Origin of the sequence: Methanofollis tationis, from assembly GCF_013377755.1 — an archaeon.
Lineage (GTDB): Archaea > Halobacteriota > Methanomicrobia > Methanomicrobiales > Methanofollaceae > Methanofollis > Methanofollis tationis.
In genome coordinates this window covers 1,472,546-1,494,807 of the sequence record NZ_JABXWR010000001.1, presented here as the reverse complement: position 1 = coordinate 1,494,807, position 22,262 = coordinate 1,472,546, and the positions used below count along the sequence as shown (strand labels likewise).

Here is a 22,262-nt window from a genome sequence, read left to right as displayed (position 1 = left end):
TACGTGGGACATGTCAGTACATAAATACCATTGTGTGGGATCAGCGAGAGTGAGCCAGAAATGAGGCTTGTAATGAAATTTGGGGGCACATCCGTTGGCGATGCGGAATGTATCCGTCGTACGGTCGACATCCTTGAACGCTACCATGCCGAAGGGCACGAGATGGCCGTCGTCGTCTCGGCGATGTCAGGGGTGACCGACCAGCTCCACGCCATCGCAGCAGAAGCCGAGTCCAGTGTTGAAGAACCCCCGATTGAGGCGTTTATCCAGGCGATCCGGGCGAAGCACATGAAGACCCTCGAGGCCGTCGCCCCGGGCCAGGCCGCAGCGGTCGGAAGCGTCATCGACGACCGGCTCGAAAACCTCGATCATATCCTGACGGCGGTCCACGCCCTCCACGAGCTCACCCGCCGCTCCAAGGACTATATCGTCTCCTACGGCGAGCGTCTTTCGTCTCTGATCGTGAGCGCCGCCCTGCGCGAGCGGGGCATCTCCTCATCGGCGCTCGACGGATGCGAGGCCGGGATCCTGACGACGAACAAGCACGGCGACGCCCTTGTCCTCCCGACGAGCGATCCGCGGATCAACAGCCGTATCCTTCCCCTCCTGATGAACTCAGTGCCAGTGATCACCGGTTACATGGGCTGCACGCCCGAGGGAATCGTCACCACCCTGGGCCGGAGCGGTTCTGACTACTCGGGCGCGATCGTCGGGCGGGCGATCGACGCCGACGAGGTCTGGATCTGGACCGATGTGGACGGCGTCATGACCTCAGACCCGCGGATCATCAAGAACGTCCGCGTCCTCCCGTACGTCAGCTACCGCGAGGCGATGGAACTCTCGTTCTTCGGGGCGAAGGTGCTTCACCCCAAGTCCATCGAGCCTGCGATGGAGAAGGACATCATCGTCCGGGTGAAGAACACCTTCAACCCGGACCACCCGGGAACGATCGTGCGGCGGCAGGAGCACCGGGAGAAACGGGTGGTCAAGGCGGTCACCCACATCGAACGGGTGGCGCTCGTGAACATCAACGGCGTCCAGATGATCGGAAGGCCCGGCGTGGCGCGGGAGATCTTCACGGCGCTGGGCGACGCCGGGATCAACGTGATGATGATCTCGCAGGCCTCCTCGCAGGCGAACATCTCCCTGATCATCGACGAGGGAAACCTTGCGGAAGCCCTCGAAGTGCTCGCGGCCCCGGTGAAGTCCGGGATCGTGCGCGAGGTCACCTCTGACCGGAACGTCGTGGCGATGGCCGTCGTCGGTGCCGGAATGGCCGGTACGCCCGGCATATCTGGCCGGATCTTTACGGCGCTCGGCAAGGCCGGGGTGAACGTGATGATGATCTCGCAGGGCTCGTCAGAGGTGAACGTCTCGTTCGTGGTACGGCAGGACGACAGCCGGCGGGCACTGCAGCTGCTCCACGACGAGTTCAGGCTCTCGGAGGCGTGCGACGATGAGTAAGGGTTCGGGCTATGCCGACGCCGGCGTGGACATCGACCTTGAGGCGCAGGGCGTCAAGACGCTCATCCAGCAGCTCACCTTCAGACGGACCGGGGCCTTCCCCATGCTCGGTTCGGTCGGCCACTTCGCCGGGCTCATCGAGTTCGGCGACATGGCGCTCGCCCTCGCCGTCGACGGCGTGGGCACGAAGATGCTCGTCGCCGACGCCCTCCAGGACTGGACGACCGTCGGGATCGACTGCATCGCCATGAACGTGAACGACCTCTTCGTGATGAACCTCGAACCGGTGGCGTTTGTCGATTACATCGCCACCGATGGGATCTCGATCGAGAAGATGCGCCAGATCGGCGTCGGCCTCAACGAGGGCGCCCGTCAGGCGAACATGAATATCGTCGGCGGGGAGACGGCGACCCTGAAGGGGCTCGTCACCGGCCTCGACCTCGCCGGCACCTGCCTTGGCGCCCAGAAGAAGGCTGATGTCGTCACCGGGGATGCGATCGTCCCCGGCGACCTTGTCGTCGGCGTCCCCTCCACCGGCGCCCACTCGAACGGCTACACCCTGGCCAGGAAGGTCGCCCTCGAAAACGGCGGTTTCGACGTCGTCCTCCCCTCTGGCCGGACCGTCGGCGAGGCGCTGCTTGCGCCCACCCGCATCTACCGGGAGGCCCTCGACGCCGCGGCCGCCTGCGAGGTGCACGGGATGTGCCATGTCACCGGCGGTGGTCTCCTGAATTTCACTCGCCTCTCGTCCTTCGGCTTCGATATCACCGAGCCTCTCCCGGTCCCCGAGATCCTTGCCTGGACCCAGGAGATGGGCGGGCTCTCCGAAAACGAGATGTACCGCACCTTCAACATGGGAATGGGCTATGCATTCGTCGTCCCTGAGGAGAGTCTCCGGACGCTGCAGCAGATCGTTCCGGACGCCCGGGTCTGCGGCGAGGTCGTGAAAGAGAGCGGGGCCTCTCTCCGCGGCGTGCGCATCCGCTGAAAAAATCGATTTCTCATCTTTTTTTGTCGTCTCCCGGATAAATCAGGAATATTTATATCATCAAGCGATATACTGCCAATCATACCTGAAGGGAGGTGAGTTCATGGCAGATAAAAAGAAACCGGCAGCAAAAAAACCTGAAGAGGTAAAACCGGAGACCGCAAAGAGCGCACCGGCAAAGGGAGCGAAGAAAAAGTGAGATTTCTTCTCCTCAACTCATTTTTTTTCTGCGGCGGCGTCGCCGGGATTTTTGATGATTGCAGAGTTCCCTGAGGGGTCCTCGATGATCAGGGTGATCTGTGCCTGCCCCTTCCTGACGAGGGCGATCTGCTCCTTCAGAGCGAGCGCCCGGTCACGCTCCTCCCCTTCGCTCGTTCTGAGCGCCGTGTCCAGGACGTCCTCGATCCGGTCGAGTACACCCTCGATATTGGTGATATATCCCTCGGCCGCCGGGCCCGGCCTGATCACGATCCCGAGCTCCGGGACGGTGACCGTCCCTGACGATCCCCGCACCACCCGCACGCAGAGGTCGTCCTCGCAGGTCACGGCATACTCGCACCTGGCCGGCTGCCCCTCCCTCAGGATGAAGGCGTCGGCCATCCGCCACCCGCACGGGCAGACCGCACTCTCGATGAGGATCTCAGAAAAATAGGGGATGGTTTCTGTCTGGTAGATGTACTCGATCTCCTTTTTACAGACCGGACAGGGCGCACGGAGGACGTTTCGCACTACAGTCCCCCGATCTTTTCCCGGGAGATCTTCACCGACATCGGGGTGACGAGCACATAGTGCTGGTCTCCAAGGCCGATGATGTCGCCGTTGACGTCGTGGGCAACCTCCCGCAGGTCCTTGAGCACGCGTTCGTACATGATCTTGTCGAGCTTTAAGCGGGAGATGTCCACGATGACGATGTTGCCGTTGTAGACTTCGTCCTTGACCTTGGGGGTGTCTTTGATGTCTGCGACCTGTGCGACCCTGACGTACATCGAGGCGGGCTCTTCGCCGGTCGCCCCCTCGTATGTGGCGAGATCGAGTTCCATATAGTCGTCCTGCTTCGCCGGAGCAGATTTGCCGATGATGGAGTCGAGGAATTTACCCATGAAAAGAACTGTAGAATGGAATTTATTTAAGGGTATCCAATCTTTCTTCAGAGTTCCAGGTTCCAGACGTCGTCTCCGACCCTGTGGAGCATCCGTACGACCTTTCCTTTCTCCATGGCAAGGAGGTCCGCGGCATCGTACAGGGCGATGCCGATGGCGAGCGGCTTCCCGTGCCGTTCCTCGGCGATGACGCAGGGAGCATCCTTTTTTACGTCAGGGCTCACCCCCACCACGCCCGGGCGCATGATGTCGGCGCCGTTCATCACGTACGGCACAGCCCCGGAATCGACGGTGACCCGCCGCTCAGCGAACGGACGCTCCACCGCACCCCTGACTGTGGTAAAGACGCGGCCGTCCACCTCCATCAGGAGCGGCCGTTTGTCGATGAGGTAGAGGGTGAAGGGGGAGTTCGTCTCGACCACCTCGATATTTTTCGAGCGAAACTGTTCCTCGGCGGCCCCGATCTCGTCGGCGAGCGCCCGCTGGACGCGCGAGCCCTCTGACTTCTTGATCGTGTGCCTTTTTTTCACCACGATTGTTTCCATTCTTCAGTACAATGTGCGTTTATTCTTCTTTAAATCGTTCGCCGCGGTATGTTTAAGTAGATTCCACGCGCATGTATGGTACTCTTGAAGAGGTCCTAAAGGTAATTGCCATGACGAAAAGACCACTGGAGATTCTTGATCAGGTGCTCAACGGCCAGCCCGTTATCATTTCTTTGAAGGGCGGGCATGAAATCCGGGGGGTCCTGCAGGGATACGATGTCCATCTCAACCTCGTCCTTGACCGGGCTGAGGAAGAGGTCGACGGTGCCGTTGTAAAGCGCGGCACACTGATAGTGCGCGGGGACAATGTGATCTATATCTCTCCTTCAGTCGAATAATCTGGGTGAATTAAAATGTCAAAAGGTACGCCATCAATGGGTAAGCGGCAGCACCACAGCCACATCACCTGCCGCAGGTGCGGGAAGTTATCCTTCCATGCGAAACACAAAGTCTGTTCTGCCTGCGGGTTCGGTCGCAGCACGAAGATGAGCAGCTGGAAGTGGACGACGAAGCGCCCCAAGGTTCCAACGCATTAAGGTCTGAACATGTGTGGGATCGTTGGCATCGTGGATGCTGGCGGTGTCTCTTTCCCGCTGTATTATGCCCTGTATGCTCTCCAGCACCGGGGACAGGAGAGCACGGGAATATCAACTTTTGACCGGAGGCCCTTCGTCCATAAAGGACGGGGGCTTGTGGCCGAGGTATTTGACGAACAGATACTCGGAAGGTTGAGGGGCACCGTCGGGATCGGGCATGTAAGATATCCCACGACAGGGGCTAATCTGCCCGAGAATATCCAGCCGTTCAATTTTGTCTTTCGGGAGCATACGCTCTCTCTTGCCCATAACGGGAACCTGGTGAACACCAACGCCCTGCGCACCTGCTACGAGCAGGACGGGCAGATCTTCTGCACGACCACCGACTCTGAGGTGATCGCAACGATCATCGCCCATGAGATCCGCCGTTCTGGATCGGTGGAGGACGCCGTGGGGGTTGCGATGCAGAAACTGCAGGGCTCGTACTCGGTTGTTCTCACGCTGGACGACGCTCTCTACGCCTTCCGCGACCCGCTCGGGATCAAGCCCCTCTGCATCGGCAGGACGCGCTCGGGCTACATCGTGGCCTCGGAGAGTGTGGCTGTCGACGCCCTGAACGGGACTCTCCTGCGGGACGTCGCCCCTGGTGAGCTGGTAAAGGTCACGGAGAACGGGATCACCTCGACGCAGCTCGCCGTCTCAGATCGGAGGGCGCACTGCATGTTCGAGTTCGTCTATTTCGCGCGGGCGGACTCGGTCATCGACGGCACGCTCGTCTACGATGCCCGGCGGAAGATCGGCGAGGAGCTCTATCTGGGCGCGCCGATGGACGCCGACATGGTGGCGCCGGTGCCGGACTCGGGGACGGCATATGCGATCGGGTATTCGCAGGCGTCCGGGATTCCCTATCTCGAAGGGCTGATGAAAAACCGGTACATGGGCCGGACCTTCATCATGCCTGACCAGCAGATGCGGGAGAATGCCGTGCGCATCAAGATCAACCCGATCAAAAAGCACCTTGAGAACAAGTCCGTCGTTCTCATCGACGATTCGGTGGTGCGGGGCACGACCTCGCGCCGGCTCATCGATATCGTCAGGGATGCCGGGGCACGTCAGGTCCACCTCCGCGTGGGTTCGCCGCCGATCGTCGCCCCCTGCTACCTTGGTGTGGACTTCCCCACCCGCACCGAACTGATCGCAAGTTCGCGGTGCACCGAGGAGGTGAAGGACCTGATCCACGCCGATTCGCTCTATCACGTTCCCCTCTGCAAGATGGTGGAGGCGATCGGGATCGACGTCGGCAACCTCTGTACGGCCTGCCTCACCGGGCAGTACCCGGTCGAGGTGCCCGGGGAGTGCTGCGACGCGCGGTGCGTCGAGTTTCAGAAGGGAAGCGTCCAGACGCGTCTGGACGTGGATTAACTCTTTTTCTCCTTTCTTTGGCTCTTCGCTACTGTGTGTGGGTAGCCCTGATATCTTCATTTGACTCCTCTCAGGCGACACGGGATAATGGGCTGACCTCACGAAGCAGGTCGCGATTGAGAAAGCGAGGAGTGTTTCCAGATTAAAAGGAGTTGTTCCCTGTGCTGGTGCCTGGGGGCTGGCTTGCCCCGCTGATCTGCGATAGGGGGGATGGGCGTAATCCCTCAGGATCCCGTGTGTGCCTTCCCGGTCCAATCGTGCGCGTGGGTCCGGGGGTGCAACCCCCGGCGTGCAGTGCGGGGAAGGCGGTTGATCGATAGGCACGTGTGAAAGCGTTACCCACATGAAACAGCGAAGAGCCCTTTCTTTCCTGTCAGGTATTCTTTTCCGCCGGGAACATTTCGGGATGTTGTTTCTTCGCGCGTGTGTGGGCATGCCGGAGGCTGAGATCGGGGGGATAACTTACGCGAAGAAGTGAAAAACGTGAAGAACAGTAGCGAGGGATGGATTTGAACCATCGGTCTACGGGTTATGAGCCCGTCGGGATTTCCTGACTACCCCACCTCGCTTCGCTGTTATATTGTTTGTCGGTCCTCTCATATATAAGAATCTCAGGGTCCGACGGCGGCGGTTGTTTCTGCCGCCTCCGTCCGTTGTACGGCTGCGCGCTGCGAGCGCTCCCTGATTCCGGTTCTGGGGCGCTGAGGTTTGGACGGCGCCATCGCTGTTCCCATGGCAAAACGCGGGAAAAATGTGCAGAATAGTAGCGAGGGATGGATTTGAACCATCGGTCTACGGGTTATGAGCCCGTCGGGATTTCCTGACTACCCCACCTCGCTGTGCGGGATATACATCTGGTCTTTTCTTGCGTATATAGTTTCCCTGCTCCCCGATAGATACCTGGATAACCCCCTCCTTCCTATCCCCTGCATGGACGACGAACTCGAACGGATCAGGGAGAGAAAACGGCTGGAGCTGGCGTCGCGGCTTTCTGCCAGAGACGGCGTGATCGAGATATCGGACCACGGGTTTGCCGGCGCCATCGCCGCTCATCGATATCTTGTCGTGGACTTCTGGGCCGAATGGTGCGGTCCCTGCCAGAGGGTCGCCCCTGAGATCGAGGCGCTCGCTCTGGAGTTTGCGGGGCGGGTCGCCTTCGGGAAATGCAATGTCGACCAAAATCCAAAAACTGCGAGGTCGTTCGGGGTCGAGGTGATACCGACGCTGGTCTTCTTCTCAAACGGCCGGCCGGTCGGGAGGCTCACCGGCGCCCTGCCGCGCGAGACGCTCAGGTCGCAGGTGAAGAGGGCGTTTGGTCTATCCGAATAACGTCCTTCCCCCGAATATCTCCCCGAGTTTTGCGGCGAGCACGAAATCGGTCCGGGTGAGGCCGCCCGAGGCGTGCGTGTACCAGAAGACGTCCACATGCCTGTACCTGGTGAGGCAGATGTCAGGGTAATGGTCCGCGCTCTCGGCGCCGAGGGCGATCACCTGACCGATGAAGGCGGCCGCTTCCCCGACCGACCCGAAGGAGAACCGTCTCTTCAACTTCCCGTTCTCGAACGCCCACCCCGGCACCTGCGGGAGCAGGGCCATGATCTCCCGGCGGGTGAGTGGCGCCGCGCCCGGAACAATCGGCTGCACCGATTCTGTGCTGAGAGGCATGGATATGCCTTCGGGTCATTATATTTAAATATTTCTCAGTGTGTGCAATGTAGTTAAACCCGGATGCCGAACATTCTTCTGTGTCAGAGGTCTTTGCATCCCTTCATCCGACATTGCAGGGCATACTTGCCCACCGTCTTGGATGGGACGACCTGCGGCCGGTGCAGGAGGAGGCAGCCCTCGCCGCGGCCGAAGGAAACGATCTCCTGGTGGTGGCGGGAACGGCCGGGGGCAAGACCGAAGCGGCGTTGATCCCGGTGATCGACGCCGTCTTAAAGGGTGGCCTCTCCGGTGTCTGCTGCATCTGCCTCTCGCCTCTCAAGGCCCTGATCAACGATCAGGAGGAGCGGATGCTCACCCTCTGTACCCCGGCCGGCCTTTCGGTGCAGAAATGGCACGGCGACGTCCCGAAGGGCGAACGCTCCTGGGGCGGTTGCGACCCACCCCACATCCTCCTCACAACCCCGGAGTCGCTTGAGGTGATCCTCCTCGATCCCTTCCTCGCTGGCGACCTGCGAAACCTCCGCTTCGTCATCGTCGACGAGGTCCACGCCTTTGCCGGCGACCTGCGGGGTGTGCATCTCCGCTGCCTCCTCGACCGTCTCGACGGCGCGGCCTACCGGCCCCTCCAGCGGATCGGGCTCTCGGCGACCCTGGGAAATCCCGGGGAGATCCTCGGATGGTTCTCCGGCCCTGGCCGCCGGGCCAGCCTCGTCGCCGTCCCGTCCCCGCCGGGAAAAAAACAGTTTTCTTTTCTCGTGACCGACCGGTCCGGGCTGGCCGATACTGTTTCCCGCCTGGTCAGCGGCCAGCGCGCCCTCGTCTTTGTCAGGAGCCGGAGCGAGGCCGAAAGGCTCTCATCCGCCCTTGCCGGGACGGTCGATGGCCTCTCTGTCCACCACTCCTCTATCCCTCCAGCCGCCAGAAAGGCCGCCGAGGCATCGCTCTCCGAATCGGGCGCCGCCTGCGTGATCTGCACCAGCACCCTCGAACTCGGCATCGATATCGGCGGCCTCGACCTCGTCGTCCAGGTGGGTCCGCCGCCCTCGGTCTCCTCCTTTCTCCAGAGGCTCGGGCGGACCGGGCGGCGCGGCTCGCCGGCACGGATGGCCTTTGTGCTCGCGGACGACCTCGACCTCCTGGTGGCGGCGGCGACCGTCGAGGCGGCGATGCGCCGCGAGGTCGAGCCCCTCCGCCCCCCGGTCCTGCCGTACACCGTCTTCATCCAGCAACTTCTTCTTGTGCTCCTGAAAGAGCGGCGGGCGCCGCGGCGTGGTGTAGCCTCCTCCCTCCTCTCATGTGCCGCCTTTGCCGGGATCAGGGAAGAGGACGCCGGAGCGATCGTCGATCACCTCCTCGCGGAGGGCATACTCTCGGCAGACGGCGTCTTTCTGATGCTCGGGCCGGTGGCCGAACGCACGGTCGCCCGCGTCCACGGCCGCGACCTCCTCTCGGTCTTCGCGGGCGCCGGCGCCTTCCGCGCTCTCACCCCTGAGGGCGAGGCGGCCGGCGACCTCGATCCCAGGTTTGTGGCCGGGGGTGTCGGGACGGTCTGCACCCTCGGAGGGCGGCGGTGGCGGATCATCGCCCTCGACGGCGACCACCGGATCGCCACCGTCGTCCCTGAGGGCGGCGGCCCCCGGTCCTCAGACCGCCGCCCCTTCTGGTCGGGCGCCGGCGCCCCGATGAGCCCGACAGTCGCCCGCGCCGTCCAGCGCCTCCTCGCCCGCGGCTCCTCCTCCCTCCCCCTCGGGAGGCGGGAACAGGCGTCGATCCATGGGGTTGCCGAGGATATCGGGGGTGGCATCCCTCACGAGGGCTTCATGGTCAGGGAGCGAGCCGATGGTATTTTTATTCTCTCCTGCCATGGGGGGCGGTTTAACCGGGCGCTCGCCGCCCTCTTAGAACGGGCGCTCGGGGACGGGCCGAAGATACGCGTCTCCGATCTCTGGCTCCTCGTCTCAGGGGTGACCGGGCCGGACCCGGCCGGGGAGGTGTGGGACGCCCTCGGTGCGGTGCAACGGTGGACCGCAGCAGACCTCGCCGTCACCCTTCCCCTGCCGGCATCCGATGACTGGAAGTTCGGCCCCCTCCTCCCATCCTCGCTTTTCGTCGAAATGGTCCGCGCCGACCACGACGACTGCCCTGCTCTGGCCGCTCTCCTCGCCCGGACCCCGCTGCACCCCCTGAGAGAAGATATATGTGCGCCGGGCCCTCACCTCCATAACGAATGAAACCCGGCCCCCTCATCATCTCCTGTCTTCTTCTGGCACTGTTATCCGTCCCCGCCCTTGCGGCGGCGCCTGAACGGACGGTCACTGGTACTCTTCTGCCAGGCGGGGAGTTCGTCATCACCCTGAATGTGAGCGGGATCGCCGTCGGCGGACTTGTCGAGACGATCCCGGAAGGGTTTTTGTTCTTCTCCTCCACCCACCCACCCGGACGCGTCTCGGTCGCCGATCGGCAGGTCTCCTTCGCCCTCCTTGACGACGAGAGGGTCAGCTACCGTCTCCGCGCCCCGACTGAGGGAGACGGCGTGATCACCGGGTACTGGGAGGATTTTGTCGCCGGCGAGAATGGCACCGTGGCGCCGACCTGGCTTTCCCCCACAACGGAACCGCGGGAGGCGGCAGCGTCCACGATCCCTGCAGCCGCACCGGGCTTTTCAGTGCCGGGGACTCTCCTCGCACTTGCGGCCATCCTGTTTGCCTGGGGGCGATCGGGATGAAGGCCACTTTTGCTGTCGTCCTCTGCCTGCTCCTTGCGGTGCCCTCTGTGGCGGCGATACCATGCGACGCCGATGGCAACGACAGGCTCTCCGAGGGCGAGATGGTCGGGGCGATCTTCTCATACCTCGACGTCACCTACCGGAACGGCACTGGAACTGCGCCGTCGCCTGCCGATCTCCAGGATGCCTCCTTTATCTACCATCACTGGGGCGGCGCCCCCGGAGAGTGCACCGATGCAGCGGGGCGCACGCTCGTTTTCGAACGGCCGATCCGGGCTGTGGCCGTCATGTCCCCGCAGACTCTGGAGACGATCCGTGCGATCGGCTATCCGATGAGATATGTGCGGGGCGCTGAACATTCGATCCTCATGGACCGGCAGTTCTTCCCTGATCTCGTCGGGTGCAGGGCGGTCGGGAGCCTTGACGACCCCGACGCCGCCGCCCTCGCCTCCCTCTTCCCGGACGTTGTTTTTGCTCCGGTCGGCCCTGAAGGGGACGCTGTCGCGGATGCCGCCTCCGCTCTCGGCATTCCGGTGCTCAGGTTCTCCTGCGCCTCCCCGGCCTCCGTCCGCGACGAGGCCCTCGCGATAGGCTCCCTCCTCGGCTGCCAGGACGGCGCCGAAGACCTCTGCCGCTTCCTCGACGAACAGGATGAGGCGGTGCGCTCCTGCCTCGACGGTTTGTCGGCCGACCAGGTCCAGGCCGTCTACGTGGAATCATTCCCGGCGTATATCGCCTGCGGCTCCGGAACGCCTGCCGGCGACCTCGTCCTTCTCGGCGGGGGTAGCCCGGTCCCTGCCGGCTCCGGAACGTTCGGGGTCGACGACGGGGTGGTCATCGCCGCCGCCCCCGCCGTCGTCATCAAACTGGTCGGGGAGGACCCCTCCAGATTCGGGGGCTTCGGCGACCGTCTCCCCCTCAGGTTCATCGAGGTCAGGAACGCCATCGGCAATCGCCCTGGCTGGAGTGCCCTCCCTGCCGAGCGAGAGGAAAGGGTCTACCTGATCCACGCCAGCCTCGTCGAGGGGCCGCGGTACGTCGTCGGGCTGCACTATAGTGCACGCTGGCTCCACCCTGACCGCTGCGCAGGGCTGGACCCGGCGGCCGTGCATGAGGAGTATCTCTCGCGGTTCTGCGGGCTCTCCGGCGTCTCAGGAACCTTCGTCTATCCGGGTGATGCCTGATGCAGGGCCGGTTCGTCGCCGCGGCCGTCGTGTTCCTCGTTCTCGCCCTCGCCGCGGGCGTCCATCTCTTCACTACCTATGACGACTATAGCCGCCACAACATCCAGTGGAACGGCACCTCCTCGTTCTTCTCCTTCCTGGAGGAGCGTGGTGCACACGAGGTCTGGAGGCCGGCGGATCTGGGCGGTTACAACGACGCCGTCCTCATCATCATCGCCCCGCAGGGTTCTCCGGGCGCAGAACAGATCGCCGCATACCGGGCATTCCTGGCGCGGAACAACACCATTGTTCTCTGCGATGATTTCGGGAGCGGCAACGAGTTCCTCGCCGCGGTCGGGTCGGGCATCTCCATCCTGCCCGGCAACCTCACCTCGGTCGACCGGGACTATGCCGACGGTGCGGCGGTGAAGGGCTACCGTGCCGGCAACCACACCCTCGTCGAAAATGTCTCTACTGTCCTCTTCAACCGTCCGGCGGCGTTGAAAGGTGGTACGCCGCTTCTTCAGACCTCCCTTCTCTCATGGGTGGACAGAAACTCGAACGGACGGATCGACGGCGACGAGGTGGTGAGCAGGTACCCGGTCTGCGCCCTCGAACAGGTCGGCGGCGGCGAGGTGATCGTCATCGGCGACCCCGGCATCTTCCTCAATGCGATGTCCGGGTTCTCCAGCGAGAACCGGCAGTTCATCGAGGCCCTCATCTCCCTGCGCCCGGTGCTGCTCGTCGACCAGGGCTGGAGCCGCACGGCCTCGGCCGGAGCGCCGACCGCCGCCGTCCGCCTGGCAAAGGAGTATCCCCTCCTTCAGATTGCCGTTGCCGGACTCTTTATCGGTGCGGCTGCATATTTTTTTAGAAAGAGGATCATTAGGTAGATGACATGGATGCGACAGACCTCGATGTAAGTTATATTGCCGATGCCTATCATGAGGTGCTGGAGACCACGCAACGGTTTGTGGTCGGGAACAGGGCCCTTATAGACCTTATCTTCACCGGCGTCCTCTCCGACGGTGCGGTGCTCATCGAGGGCGTGCCCGGAACGGCGAAGACCACGGTCTCGAAGATCATGGCGAAACTCCTCTCCTACTCCTTCAAGCGGATCCAGGGTGCGGTGGATGTCCAGCCCGCCGACATCATCGGTGTCCGCATCTATGTCGCCCGTGAAAATCAGTTCATCCTCCAGAAGGGGCCGATCTTCTCGAACTTCGTCCTTGTGGACGAGATCAACCGGCTGACCCCGAAGACCCAGTCGGCCCTCCTGGAGTCGATGAGCGAGCACCAGGCGACGATCGACGGGAACACCTACCCGCTCCCGAAACCCTTCTTCGTGATCGCCACCCAGAACCCCTACGAGTTCGAGGGGACGTTCTCCCTGGTGGAGGCCCAGCGCGACCGTTTTATGTACAGCATCCCGCTTGAACATCTCAATGTCGAGGACGAACTCGAGATCATCAGGCGCGACAACGGCGGCGGGCTGAGCTGGACTGACTTTGAGGAGTCCCTCCCTGCCCTGCTGAGCCCGGAGGATATCGGGGAGATGATGGGCGTCGTCCGTCAGGTCCATGTCGATGAGGCGGTGCTCAGGTATATTGCTGACCTCGTTGCGGCGACGCGGTCCCATGGGGACGTCCGTCTCGGGGCGAGCTCCCGCGCCTCGCTCGCCCTCCTGCGGGGCGCAAAGGTCAGGGCCGCGATGGACGGCCGGCCGTATGTCCTCCCCGACGACGTCAAGACGCTTGCCATGCCCGTGCTCCGCCACCGCCTCCTGATGGAGCGTGATGCGATCATCGGGCAGATCTCGGTGAACACGGTCATCGAGGAGATCCTGAACTCCGTCGAGGTGTCCTGATCTGTGAAGCCCAGCCCTGCGGCTGAAGGCGGGGCCGTCCTTGCCGTCGCCCTCGCTGCGTATGCCCTCGTCTTCGATGACCTCGCAGGGCTTCTGGCCGCTGGAACGGTTCTTTTTTTCCTCGTTTTCAGAGGAGCAGTCTTTCTCCATGGCATCTCCCGCCTTGCCTCCACCATTTCGGTTGAACGGGCTGTCGGCAAGCGTATCGTCCGTCAGGGCTCGCTGCTCGCGGTGGAGACGAATGTCTCCTACGACCCCGGGACCGCTCTTGCGGTGGAGATAGAAGACCTGATCCCGGCAGTGGCGGTGGCTGCAAGCGAGCAGAAGTCCCGGGTGGTCGGGCCCGGCCGTGTCGCCCTCAGGCACTCGTTCAGGGTCATGGCCGCCGGCGACACCTCCTTTAGCGGGATCGGGCTTGTTGCAAAGGATCCCTTCTTCTCGGCCACGCTCTCCCTGCGAAAGCCCGCCCTGAAAAACCCGGCCCTCCGCGTCACTCCGCAGGTCCTCCCGCTCTCCGGCAGGGGGAAGGGCCACGGCCCGGGCGACGAGGAGGGCGGGTCCCTGCGCCTTCTCAGGGGTCAGGAAACGCGCGGCTACCGGGAGTATATCACCGGCGACAGCCTTGACCTGGTGGACTGGAAGCTCTCTGCGAAGTACGGGGAGATGTACGTCAGGGAGGCCGAGGGGCTCTCCGGGGGGAGGCCATTTATCGTCGTGGACCTGCCCGACCGGCACGATGCCCCGGAGAGGGACGTCTTCGACCGCTATGCCCTGGCGGTGAACGGTGCGGTGCAGGGATCGTTCACGAAGTTCGGTTCCTGTCCCCTCCTGATCCTTTCCGGGGGCGATATCGTCACATATATCCCGCCGGGCGCCGGCGAGAAAGAACTCTTCCAGACCCTTGCCGGGATCCGCCCGGTCGAACGCTCGGTTCACCTCTACAGGTATATCGATCCGGCGATGGCGAGAGCCCGGATCCGCGCCCTCAAACGGGAGGGTGCGGATCCCGGCGGGTTCGGCGAGTCTCTCTCCAGGACGCTATCCGCATTCGGCGGGGACGGTGTTCCCGTCATCTTCAGGCAGCAGGTGGCGCGGGCGATGCGCTCCTCCGGTGCCGCATCGGTCCTGCTGTACACGACGGCGCTGGGCGACCTGAGCCATATCGTCCAGGTCGTCCAGGAGGCGCAGCGGCAGGGGATGCCGGTCACCGTCCGCGCCTCCGGGCCCTCGGGCGCCGGAGCAGTCGGGCGGATGCTGGCAGCCCACGAGGCTGCAACGGTGGAGGAGGTCTAGCATGGACGGCCGATATCTGGCACTGGCGGTGGCGCTTCTCGGCCTCGCCTCGGCCTTCTCCGGCACCTCGGGACTGGCCGGCGTTGCGGCGGTCGGTGTCTTTTGTGCGGTGTTTTTCCTCTCTCCGCCTCGTGAGGGACGGTGGTTTACCGTCCTCTGTGCAGGCTCGCTCGTCGCCGTCGCTGCTGGTCTCTCCTCGCTCCTCTGGACGGCGGCGATCATGCTCGTCCTGCTTGCGTGGGTCGAGGGCGACCTCGGCCTCCTGAACGCCCCGAAAGACCGCCGGGCCTATGTTCTCTTTACCGTCGTTGCCCTCCTCCTCATTCCCATGGCCGGGCTGCGCCACGTCCCCCTCCCGCTCGCCCTCCTGCTCGCCGCGGCCCTCGCCGGGGTGGGTGTGCTGGCGGTGCTGTGGTACAGGCTCGTATGGACCTCACAGAAAGGTGAACCATGAAGTTGTCAGACCTGAACGATACCTATCTTGCAGCGTTCCTCCTCCTGGGCGCCGCCGCCGCCGCCCTCATCGTGGCGACCCTGACCGGCCGGGGCGACCTGACGAGCGCCACACTCGTGCTTGCGGGTTTTGGATCCTTTATCGCCGGCGTATTCCTCCTTGCCCTGTATAAAGGCGAGCCGGTGGACCCGGCCGTCGCCGCCCTGCTCCCGGTGCAGGGAACGATCGGGATCGCCACCCTCATCGCCGACCTTGGTGTTCAGGGTGATGCCCTGTTCATGCCGCCGGGCGAGGACGGCGCCGTCGTCGAGGTCGTCCCGGCCGGGGCGAACGTGCCGGCCTCACTCCCTGCAGGATATTCCTACGTGACCGCTGCAGACGGTGCCGCCGTCGTCATGGCCCCCCTTGCCGCCCCGCTCCTCGACCACCTCAAACGCTCCTGCTCCCTCGAGATCCCGTCGGACCGGGAGCAGCTCTGCGAGGCGATCGTCGAAATCTTCGGGAACGTCCTTGAGGTGGCCGGGCCGGTGACCGCCCGGTTCGAGGGCGAGAACCTCGTCATCGACCTCAGGAACTTCACGCTCTTCAAAGGGTGCCTGGCGGTCAGAAAAGCATCGCCGAAATGCTGCACGATGGTCGGGTGCCCGATCTGCAGCCTTGCCGCCTGCGTCGCCGCAGAGGGTCTGGCCGCCCCCTGCAGGATCGCCTCGGCGGCGCCCGCAGGGGACGGGCTGCAGATCATTATCGAACAGGCGGCCTGACCCGGACCCAGAGGTGGAGGTCCCGGTAGCTCGCCTCGATCCTATCCTCGCCCCAGACGTTGTCTGAGGGGACGGTTTCGTTGAAAAGGAGGAACTGGAGCCGGTTCATGTCGGTCCTCTCGATGGAGAAGGAGTAGGGCTCTTCGACCGTGGTGTTGTGGGGGATCTCCAGGGAGAACTTCCCGATACGCTCCATTTTGTTCACCGTGGAGGTGTTTGTCGCCGTATCGAAGGTCTGGTCGGTGAGCAGCACCTCGACGGTGTAGGTGACGTTCCTGTACTCGTGGTTGCCGACGCCGATGATCAGGGACTGCTCGGTCCCGGCAAAAAAGTCGGTCGGGTAGTCGGCGGCCTTCCCGCCTGATCCCAGGATGTAGAACTCGGTGAAGTGCTCGCCCTCTTTCGGGACGACGATCACGTAGACGGTCGTCACGATCGCGGCCGCGACGGCGAGGACCAGGACGACCGAGAGCGCCCGGTCGAGCCTTGAACTCTCCGCCGGGAAGAGTTCTGATCGCGCCTCTGCCGCCATGCTGGCGAACGGAACGAAAAAACGCTTTTCCGGCGGGAGTATGACCCGCCGCCAGTGTGCGGCGGCGAGCATTGCAAAGGTGAAGATCACAAGAGCGGTGAGGATCGGATCGAGCCTGATCCCCCAGGGCGTGTAGTTGAGGGCAAGCCCGATCAGGGGGACGACGGCGATCGATAGTCCGAAGGAGAGGGCGACCCGCTCGATACCGTCGAGGTCGTCTTTTGCCGGGAAAAGGGCGGCGATCAGGGCGTAGCCTGGAATGAAAAGGACCATGGGCAGGCCGAAGACCACCCGCAGGACGCTGGTGTTCAACACCGGGAGATAGACGCAGAGCACTGTCGCCACCGTCCAGAGGGCGATGGCGACGAGGTCCTTTGGCACGGCCCCGGGTTCGAGGGCCTCAACGATCACGGGCTTGTCTTCGCTCATGGCATCACAAAAAAATTCAGGGCATTTTTCTATACAGCAGACCGGCGGCTGCAACACCGCCGAGGGCGCACAGGAGGGAGAGGGGCGTTGCCACGGGGGTCGTCGCCGTTGCGGCGGCGGTCGTCTCTGTGGCGGTCGTCGTCCCGGCCGGGGCGGTGGTTGCTCCTGTCGTCACTGCCGTCGTCGTCTCTTCGCGGGGCATGACCAGGGCGTACTCTCCTGCGGCAGAGATCGATGTTGTGATGGTGTCGCCGTCGATCCGGCTCTGCAGGGGCTTCCAGGTCCCGCCGGTGTAGCCGAGTATGGTGTACGGCACCGTGCTGTCTATCTCGTCCGCGGTCATCGTGATGCTGAAGTCCGCGGAGGGGTTAAAGGTTGCGTCTGACGGCAGGATCGCGAACGGTCCGGCGAGGGCCGTCCATGCCTGGGGCACCGCCCGGTTGCTCACCATCACGGTGAGGTCGTCGGCGCCGGCGCCCGAGAGTGCACCGCGCTCAAAGGTCAGGACGGCCAGGCCGTCGAGGGAGGAGACGGTCAGGGTTTCGTCCGCGGCCGGGGTTGTGGTCGTTTCGCCGCCAGAGGAGGAACCGCCCGGCACGGTCGTCGTCGTGGGCGTCGCGGCCGGGACGGTGGCGACCAGGCTTCCGTCCACGTAGACCTTCACGTTGACACTGCCGCTGCCGAAGCCGTTCACGGTGAAGGTGACGTCCGCATCGGTGGCTCCGACCTTCTTGCCACTGAGGTCCATGGAGGACGTAATGGCTCCCGCTCCCTCGGCGCCCGATCCTTCGAGGGTGATATAGGTGATGAGCCCCTGTGGGATGTCCCCTGGCTGGTTTATGGTCACTATCCCGTTCTCTGCGTCCCCATAGATTGTCACGGCCCGACCGCCCATCCGCGCGCTGAAGTTCGCCGTCTTCACGTTCTCGGCCCGGATATCGATCTGGCCACCGGTGAGGGCGAAGGGTATCTGGAGGTTATTGGTGCTCAGAGAGTATTTTCCGCTGCTGTCGAGGGGGATCGAGGCCTCGACCCTGATCATAAAGGCACTCCCGTCAGGGAGGTCTTTGACCGAGACGGTGATCGGCGTGTTTTCCTGGATCGTGTCCGGCGCGATGGTGACGGTGGCGGCGGCGATCGGGGCGACGACTGCGATCAGCCCCAGGATCACTGCAAGCAACCGCCCGATTCTGGGCTCTTTCATGCACACTACTCTTGGTGGATACTATATCTCTTTTGTGGACTCTGCTGGTGGATCTCTCTCGTTTTTCCCGAATATCCGGGTTCAAATCATTTCATTGAGAATTGCGATTAACTCCTCCCTGCCATCAGATACTCGCTCCCGACTGCCCTCTTCCCCTCGCTGTTCAGCCGTTTCCTTCCTGAACCCCTGCATTTAGAGGGTTTTTTGGATTTTCTCGAGAGCTATCGCTCGGCAGCTTGCGCTTTGAGGGTAAGAAGTTGCCTGAAGTTGAAATTCATGCAGGAGAAGATGTTCTTGACGTGCACTCTGGCAACCGTCGTGACCATGAGGTGGCCTGCATGGAACACCCGCTTGATCACGGCAAACGGTCGTTCCACCAGCGATCGTGTTCTGCTGATGGCCTTGTTCCGCCGGTTCTCCTTGATGGAGAGGGGATGGTTGCGAACGGCCCGGTGCATGGTCTTGTCCATAGATGCCTGCGGTTTCACCCCAAAATAGCCTTTATCGCGATAGACCGTCTCACCTTCCCGGGAGAGATCGATCCTGCTGTCATGGAGTGACGCCGTGGTGGTCTCAATCCGGCGGATCAGCTGACTGTCCTTGTCGAGCAGGATGTGAAGTTTGTACCCGAACTGTGACTTCGAGCCCTTCTTGGCCCAGGTGCCGTCGCGGCTGCGCCGCGTCTCTGCCTGATCTCCCCGGGGCGTGCCGGCAGGAGCATGCCCGGGATCGGCGGTGATGAACGTCGCGTCCTGCATGACACCGCGTTTGATGGCGAGCCCTTGTACTTCGAGTTGCCGCTGGAACTCATCCCAGATCGCGGTATCCTTCCCGGTTTGCGCCAAGCGTTCCCGGAACAGCCAGACCGTCGACCGATCCGGAATGGTTTCCGGATATCCCAGGAAGTGACGGAACGAGATCCGGTCGGTCGCCTGACGCTCCAGTTCGGGGTCAGACAGGCCATACCACTGCTGAAGCACCAGCAGCCGGATCATCAGAACGACGTCATAGTTCGGACGGCCGCCTCGCCCCTCGGCGTTGGTGTAGAGGTCAGCAAGGAGAGGGCGGAAGGCATCCCAGTCGATCAGACCGCTGACCTCACCCAGCCGATCACCCAGAGCTGCAAGGCTGGCATATTCGTGGTGGATCGCGAAATTGGTAAACGTGCTCATGGGAAAAAGGTCGATCCGGGACTATAAAGTACTTTGGGTGAGGTGGGGTTGTTCGAAATTCTCTAGCGAAGTACTGAGCCCTGAACCCCGCCATCTGGGCCCTGGGCAGGGTCGGCGACGCCCGGGCGGTGAAGCCCCTGGTCGCGGTCATGAAGAACGGCGGCACCGAGTCCTGCCGGGGGATGGCGGCGGCGGCGCTCCTGCGACTCGGGTATCCCGGCGGGGTTGCGGCGGTGAAGAGCGCGCTCGGCCTGGAGGAGACGGTCCCCGGGGCGTTCGTCCTCGAAGAGGTGGAAGGGACCGGGTGAACTTTTTTTTCGTTTTTCGGGTGGGGGAAGAGGCCGCCGGGGTCGTAGCCGTGATCGAGAGGGAGAGCTCTTCTCTGTCTGGTGTGCCTGAGATACAGGGGCGGTCGTGTTCTATGTCAGGTGTACCTGACATACGGGGGACGATCGCGTTCTCAGTAAAGCGTACCTGACATACGGGGAAGGGGACACATTCTAAGTGACTGCTCCCCCTCCTCTCGTCGGGGGCATCCCGGGTTACCCCTGAGATTGCAGCCCCAATCTCATAATGTTGATCGCAGCGTTCTGGTCGCGATCCATCACCAACCCACAATGCGGGCAGGAATGTACACGATCAGAGAGCGTTTTTGCGACGATCATCCCACATCTGGAGCACATTTGAGACGTGTTTCTGGGGTTCACCAGGATCACGCGTGAGCCAGCATCCTCCGCTTTGCTCTCTGTGATCGTGATGAACATATTCCAGGCGACATCTGCAATGCTTTTTGCCAGATAGTGGTTTTTCTGCATATTTTTGACGTTTAGATCCTCAAACACAATCGTGCCAAAACGATCCACTAATTGACGGGAGATCTGGTGAGCAAAATTGAGCCGCCTGTTGGCGATCCGTTCGTGGACGTGTGCGACGATCTTCCGGGCTTTCTTCCGTTCTAGAGTGCCCTTCTCTGCCTTCGAGAGTTTCCTCTGTGCCTTCGCAAGGGCCTTCTCGTCGGTGCGGAAGAACCGCGGGTTTTCGATCTTCTCTCCGCTTGAGAGTGTGGCAAAAGACTCAAGCCCGACATCGATCCCGACTGTGGTCTCCTTCTGCGGTGCAGGCGTGGGATCGTACTCGACCGAGAAGCAGGCATACCACTTTCCGGTTGAAGACCGCCGGATTGTAAGGGTCTTGATCGTCCCTTCGACCGGACGGTGGAGAACGATCCTTACATCTCCGATCTTTGAGAGATGAAGACGATCGCCATCGAGTTTGAATCCATACTGCGGATACGTGATACTGTCGTATCGGCCTTTCCCCTTGAACCGCGGGTATCCCGGGTTCTCCCCTGCCTTCACCCGCCGGAAGTACGCTTTGAACGCAAGATCAACGCGCATCTGGACATTCTGAAGAACCTGAGAGTGAACCTGGTTTAGATCGGGTCGTTCCTTTTTCCATTGGGTCAGGATCTTGTTGGTTTCATAGAGAGAAATGGAATGCTGTTCCTGTTCCAACGCCTTTTTTCGCAATGCGAGCGTATCGTTATAGACCCATCGACACATCTCAAGCGTCTGCTCAAGGAGAAGAGCCTGAGACTTTGTGGGATAGAGTCGATACCGATATGCCTTAAGCATTGGGCGGTTATGTGTCTTAATACGTAATAATGGTGTCGGGGGACGGCATTCATCCCCCCACTGAAGTGGGGGCATTCTGCCTGTTTTCTTCGTAAAGCGTACCTGACATATTCACGGGGCTATATACCCTGAGCGCATATGATCAGGTGAGGAGAAATGATGAGCGAACGGGCAGGGACCCTTGTCCCGCAAAAAGGGGGGTACGCAGCATTCGTCCCGAAACCGCTGCCGCCGGAAGACCTGGACCTCGACGAGGGGCTGCTCCTCCTGCTCTCGAAGGCCGAAACCGCCCTTGCGCGGCTCGAATATCAGCCGTCAGAGTGCAAACGCCCTGGTGAATAAGTTTGAAGATGCCGGGATCCTGGTCGAGATCACGGGAAATCAGCGATATAAGAGGTACATCTTCAGCGATTATCTGCGCATTGTTCAGGAGGGGACGTAGAAGTAGGCGTCGCCTCCGGATCCCCTTCACTCACGCCGTTTTCTCCACCGTATACCGCAGGTGCACCCGCCCGCCCCTCACCGCCGTCGCCCCGATCAGCGCCAGCCCGACCGGGCGGTCCACCGACGCGAAGATCCTCTGCTGCCCGGCCCCAGCCACCACCGGGGTGACCACCAGGCTGATCTCGTCCGCGGCCCCGCACCGGATCAGGGCGTCGGTCAGGGTGGCCCCGCTGTCCGAGACGATCCGGGCGAAACCGAAACGCTCCTCGAGTTCCCGGACCGCCGCCGCCAGGTCCACCCGATCGGCCCCGCAGACGACGAACGGGTACTCCCGCTCCCGCAGGTAGGCGAGGTAGCCCTCAGGCGTCGTCTCCGAGACGAGCACCACGACGTCCTTGAGATGCTCCATCCCCCGGTAGAAGTGGAGCAGCCCGTTCAGGGCTCCCCGACTGTCCACGAAGACCCCGACCGGGCGGGGGTCGTCGGCACGCACCGGCGGGCGTTTGCGCTCGTCCGGGGTCTCGGGCCGGGTGATGTCCATGAACGTCTCGATCCCGCCGTCGTCGAGCCCACCAGGAGGGCGTCGGGGTGCAGGGAGAGGAGGAGTTCGTAGTGCAGCCCGATATCGATCTCGAATCCGGTAAAGGCGTTGTCCAGGCTGACCGTGGTGTGGATGATCGTCCGCGGAGACATGGAGGAAGATGCGGGTTTTTCCTATAAAACCGGTTCTTCGAGAAGGCATGCGGGCATACGCGATGCCTTCGATCCTCCCCGCAGAAAAACCAAATTGTTTATCTATCGAACAGGGAGATCGGTTACTCGATAAGGTTTTTCCAGGAACACTTCACCCCTCTCCGCTCG

General features: G+C 62.4%; 26 protein-coding genes and 2 tRNA genes. 16 read left to right on the top strand and 12 right to left on the bottom strand.

The features are described 5' to 3' along the window. The first annotated feature begins 72 nt into the window (after positions 1-72). Positions 73-1,464, top strand: coding sequence for an aspartate kinase (locus HWN36_RS07780; RefSeq protein WP_176788824.1), 1,392 nt, complete (start codon positions 73-75; stop codon positions 1,462-1,464). Further along, a complete protein-coding gene (purM, locus tag HWN36_RS07775) occupies positions 1,457-2,452 on the top strand; it encodes a phosphoribosylformylglycinamidine cyclo-ligase (RefSeq protein ID WP_176788823.1) in 996 nt (331 codons plus the stop codon). The genes HWN36_RS07780 and purM overlap by 8 nt, the downstream gene beginning before the upstream one ends. 216 nt (positions 2,453-2,668) lie before the next feature. On the opposite strand, the gene HWN36_RS07770 is transcribed toward purM, so the two are convergent. The 3 genes from HWN36_RS07770 to HWN36_RS07760 are packed head-to-tail and all read right to left on the bottom strand — an operon-like array spanning position 2,669 to position 4,097. Then, a complete protein-coding gene (locus tag HWN36_RS07770) occupies positions 2,669-3,181 on the bottom strand; it encodes a ZPR1 zinc finger domain-containing protein (RefSeq protein WP_176788822.1) in 513 nt (170 codons plus the stop codon). Beyond that, a complete protein-coding gene (locus HWN36_RS07765; protein WP_004040612.1) occupies positions 3,181-3,552 on the bottom strand; it encodes a cell division protein SepF in 372 nt (123 codons plus the stop codon). Before HWN36_RS07765 ends, HWN36_RS07770 begins: the two co-directional genes overlap by 1 nt. A 47-nt stretch (positions 3,553-3,599) precedes the next feature. Next, positions 3,600-4,097: an RNA-binding protein gene (locus HWN36_RS07760; protein ID WP_176788821.1), complete on the bottom strand. Its 498-nt coding sequence runs from the start codon at positions 4,095-4,097 to the stop codon at positions 3,600-3,602. 110 nt (positions 4,098-4,207) lie between these two features. On the opposite strand from HWN36_RS07760, the gene HWN36_RS07755 reads away from it, so the two are divergent. The 3 genes from HWN36_RS07755 to purF are packed head-to-tail and all read left to right on the top strand — an operon-like array spanning position 4,208 to position 6,055. Further along, complete coding sequence (locus HWN36_RS07755; RefSeq protein ID WP_048104249.1) at positions 4,208-4,435, top strand: LSM domain-containing protein; 228 nt, start codon at positions 4,208-4,210, stop codon at positions 4,433-4,435. Positions 4,436-4,450: 15 nt separating this feature from the next. After that, a complete protein-coding gene (locus HWN36_RS07750) occupies positions 4,451-4,633 on the top strand; it encodes a 50S ribosomal protein L37e (protein ID WP_004040609.1) in 183 nt (60 codons plus the stop codon). Positions 4,634-4,642: 9 nt separating this feature from the next. Further along, positions 4,643-6,055 (top strand): amidophosphoribosyltransferase, encoded by a 1,413-nt coding sequence (purF, locus tag HWN36_RS07745; RefSeq protein ID WP_176788820.1) that lies wholly within the window; start codon positions 4,643-4,645, stop codon positions 6,053-6,055. 494 nt (positions 6,056-6,549) lie between these two features. Here purF and HWN36_RS07740 read toward each other — a convergent pair. Beyond that, a tRNA-Met gene (locus HWN36_RS07740) sits at positions 6,550-6,624 on the bottom strand. Positions 6,625-6,819: 195 nt separating this feature from the next. Continuing rightward, positions 6,820-6,894 (bottom strand) — tRNA-Met (locus HWN36_RS07735). Between the two features lie 91 nt (positions 6,895-6,985). Here HWN36_RS07735 and trxA point away from each other — a divergent pair. Then, complete coding sequence (trxA, locus tag HWN36_RS07730) at positions 6,986-7,384, top strand: thioredoxin (protein ID WP_176788819.1); 399 nt, start codon at positions 6,986-6,988, stop codon at positions 7,382-7,384. Here the strand turns inward: trxA and HWN36_RS07725 are convergent. Then, positions 7,373-7,720, bottom strand: a complete 348-nt coding sequence (locus tag HWN36_RS07725; protein WP_176788818.1) for a 4a-hydroxytetrahydrobiopterin dehydratase — start codon at positions 7,718-7,720, stop codon at positions 7,373-7,375. The genes trxA and HWN36_RS07725 overlap by 12 nt on opposite strands. An 80-nt stretch (positions 7,721-7,800) precedes the next feature. Here HWN36_RS07725 and HWN36_RS07720 point away from each other — a divergent pair, with 80 nt between their 5' ends. Genes HWN36_RS07720 through HWN36_RS07685 form a run of 8 tightly spaced genes read left to right on the top strand, consistent with a single transcriptional unit; the run spans position 7,801 to position 15,986 of the window. Further along, positions 7,801-9,954 (top strand): DEAD/DEAH box helicase, encoded by a 2,154-nt coding sequence (locus HWN36_RS07720; protein ID WP_176788817.1) that lies wholly within the window; start codon positions 7,801-7,803, stop codon positions 9,952-9,954. Next, complete coding sequence (locus HWN36_RS07715; protein WP_176788816.1) at positions 9,951-10,448, top strand: hypothetical protein; 498 nt, start codon at positions 9,951-9,953, stop codon at positions 10,446-10,448. Before HWN36_RS07720 ends, HWN36_RS07715 begins: the two co-directional genes overlap by 4 nt. After that, a complete protein-coding gene (locus tag HWN36_RS07710; protein ID WP_176788815.1) occupies positions 10,445-11,632 on the top strand; it encodes an ABC transporter substrate-binding protein in 1,188 nt (395 codons plus the stop codon). Before HWN36_RS07715 ends, HWN36_RS07710 begins: the two co-directional genes overlap by 4 nt. Further along, entirely contained in the window at positions 11,632-12,504 is an 873-nt protein-coding gene (locus HWN36_RS07705) for a DUF4350 domain-containing protein (RefSeq protein ID WP_176788814.1), read from the top strand. The genes HWN36_RS07710 and HWN36_RS07705 overlap by 1 nt, the downstream gene beginning before the upstream one ends. A gap of 5 nt (positions 12,505-12,509) precedes the next feature. Further along, the gene (locus tag HWN36_RS07700) at positions 12,510-13,478 is read left to right on the top strand and encodes an AAA family ATPase (RefSeq protein WP_176788813.1); all 969 of its coding nucleotides are present in this window, start codon (positions 12,510-12,512) and stop codon (positions 13,476-13,478) included. 3 nt (positions 13,479-13,481) lie between these two features. Further along, positions 13,482-14,771: a DUF58 domain-containing protein gene (locus HWN36_RS07695; protein WP_176788812.1), complete on the top strand. Its 1,290-nt coding sequence runs from the start codon at positions 13,482-13,484 to the stop codon at positions 14,769-14,771. 1 nt (position 14,772) lies between these two features. Next, on the top strand, positions 14,773-15,225 hold the full coding sequence (locus tag HWN36_RS07690) for a hypothetical protein (RefSeq protein ID WP_176788811.1): 453 nt from the start codon (positions 14,773-14,775) through the stop codon (positions 15,223-15,225). Further along, positions 15,222-15,986 carry a hypothetical protein gene (locus tag HWN36_RS07685; RefSeq protein ID WP_176788810.1) on the top strand — a complete coding sequence of 255 codons (765 nt, stop codon included), beginning with the start codon at positions 15,222-15,224 and terminating at the stop codon, positions 15,984-15,986. Before HWN36_RS07690 ends, HWN36_RS07685 begins: the two co-directional genes overlap by 4 nt. On the opposite strand, the gene HWN36_RS07680 is transcribed toward HWN36_RS07685, so the two are convergent. The 3 genes from HWN36_RS07680 to HWN36_RS07670 all read right to left on the bottom strand — a co-directional run bounded on the left by HWN36_RS07680 (position 15,967) and on the right by HWN36_RS07670 (position 19,323). Further along, positions 15,967-16,947 (bottom strand): DUF1616 domain-containing protein, encoded by a 981-nt coding sequence (locus tag HWN36_RS07680; RefSeq protein ID WP_176788809.1) that lies wholly within the window; start codon positions 16,945-16,947, stop codon positions 15,967-15,969. The two genes, HWN36_RS07685 and HWN36_RS07680, sit on opposite strands and share 20 nt — an antisense overlap. Before the next feature lie 16 nt (positions 16,948-16,963). Beyond that, a complete protein-coding gene (locus HWN36_RS07675) occupies positions 16,964-18,151 on the bottom strand; it encodes a hypothetical protein (protein WP_176788808.1) in 1,188 nt (395 codons plus the stop codon). Positions 18,152-18,372: 221 nt separating this feature from the next. Then, positions 18,373-19,323 carry an IS5 family transposase gene (locus tag HWN36_RS07670; RefSeq protein WP_176787388.1) on the bottom strand — a complete coding sequence of 317 codons (951 nt, stop codon included), beginning with the start codon at positions 19,321-19,323 and terminating at the stop codon, positions 18,373-18,375. Between the two features lie 80 nt (positions 19,324-19,403). Here HWN36_RS07670 and HWN36_RS07665 point away from each other — a divergent pair, with 80 nt between their 5' ends. Next, positions 19,404-19,631 (top strand): HEAT repeat domain-containing protein, encoded by a 228-nt coding sequence (locus HWN36_RS07665; RefSeq protein WP_176789601.1) that lies wholly within the window; start codon positions 19,404-19,406, stop codon positions 19,629-19,631. Between the two features lie 234 nt (positions 19,632-19,865). Here the strand turns inward: HWN36_RS07665 and HWN36_RS07660 are convergent, their stop codons facing one another. Continuing rightward, a complete protein-coding gene (locus HWN36_RS07660) occupies positions 19,866-20,957 on the bottom strand; it encodes an RNA-guided endonuclease InsQ/TnpB family protein (RefSeq protein WP_176788807.1) in 1,092 nt (363 codons plus the stop codon). Positions 20,958-21,116: 159 nt separating this feature from the next. On the opposite strand from HWN36_RS07660, the gene HWN36_RS07655 reads away from it, so the two are divergent. Next, a complete protein-coding gene (locus HWN36_RS07655) occupies positions 21,117-21,299 on the top strand; it encodes a hypothetical protein (RefSeq protein ID WP_176788806.1) in 183 nt (60 codons plus the stop codon). A gap of 130 nt (positions 21,300-21,429) precedes the next feature. Here HWN36_RS07655 and HWN36_RS07650 read toward each other — a convergent pair whose 3' ends face one another. Then, positions 21,430-21,942, bottom strand: coding sequence for a dihydrofolate reductase family protein (locus tag HWN36_RS07650; RefSeq protein WP_246269874.1), 513 nt, complete (start codon positions 21,940-21,942; stop codon positions 21,430-21,432). Next, positions 21,837-22,094, bottom strand: a complete 258-nt coding sequence (locus HWN36_RS12040) for a hypothetical protein (protein ID WP_246269873.1) — start codon at positions 22,092-22,094, stop codon at positions 21,837-21,839. The genes HWN36_RS07650 and HWN36_RS12040 overlap by 106 nt, the downstream gene beginning before the upstream one ends. Positions 22,095-22,262 lie beyond the last annotated feature (168 nt).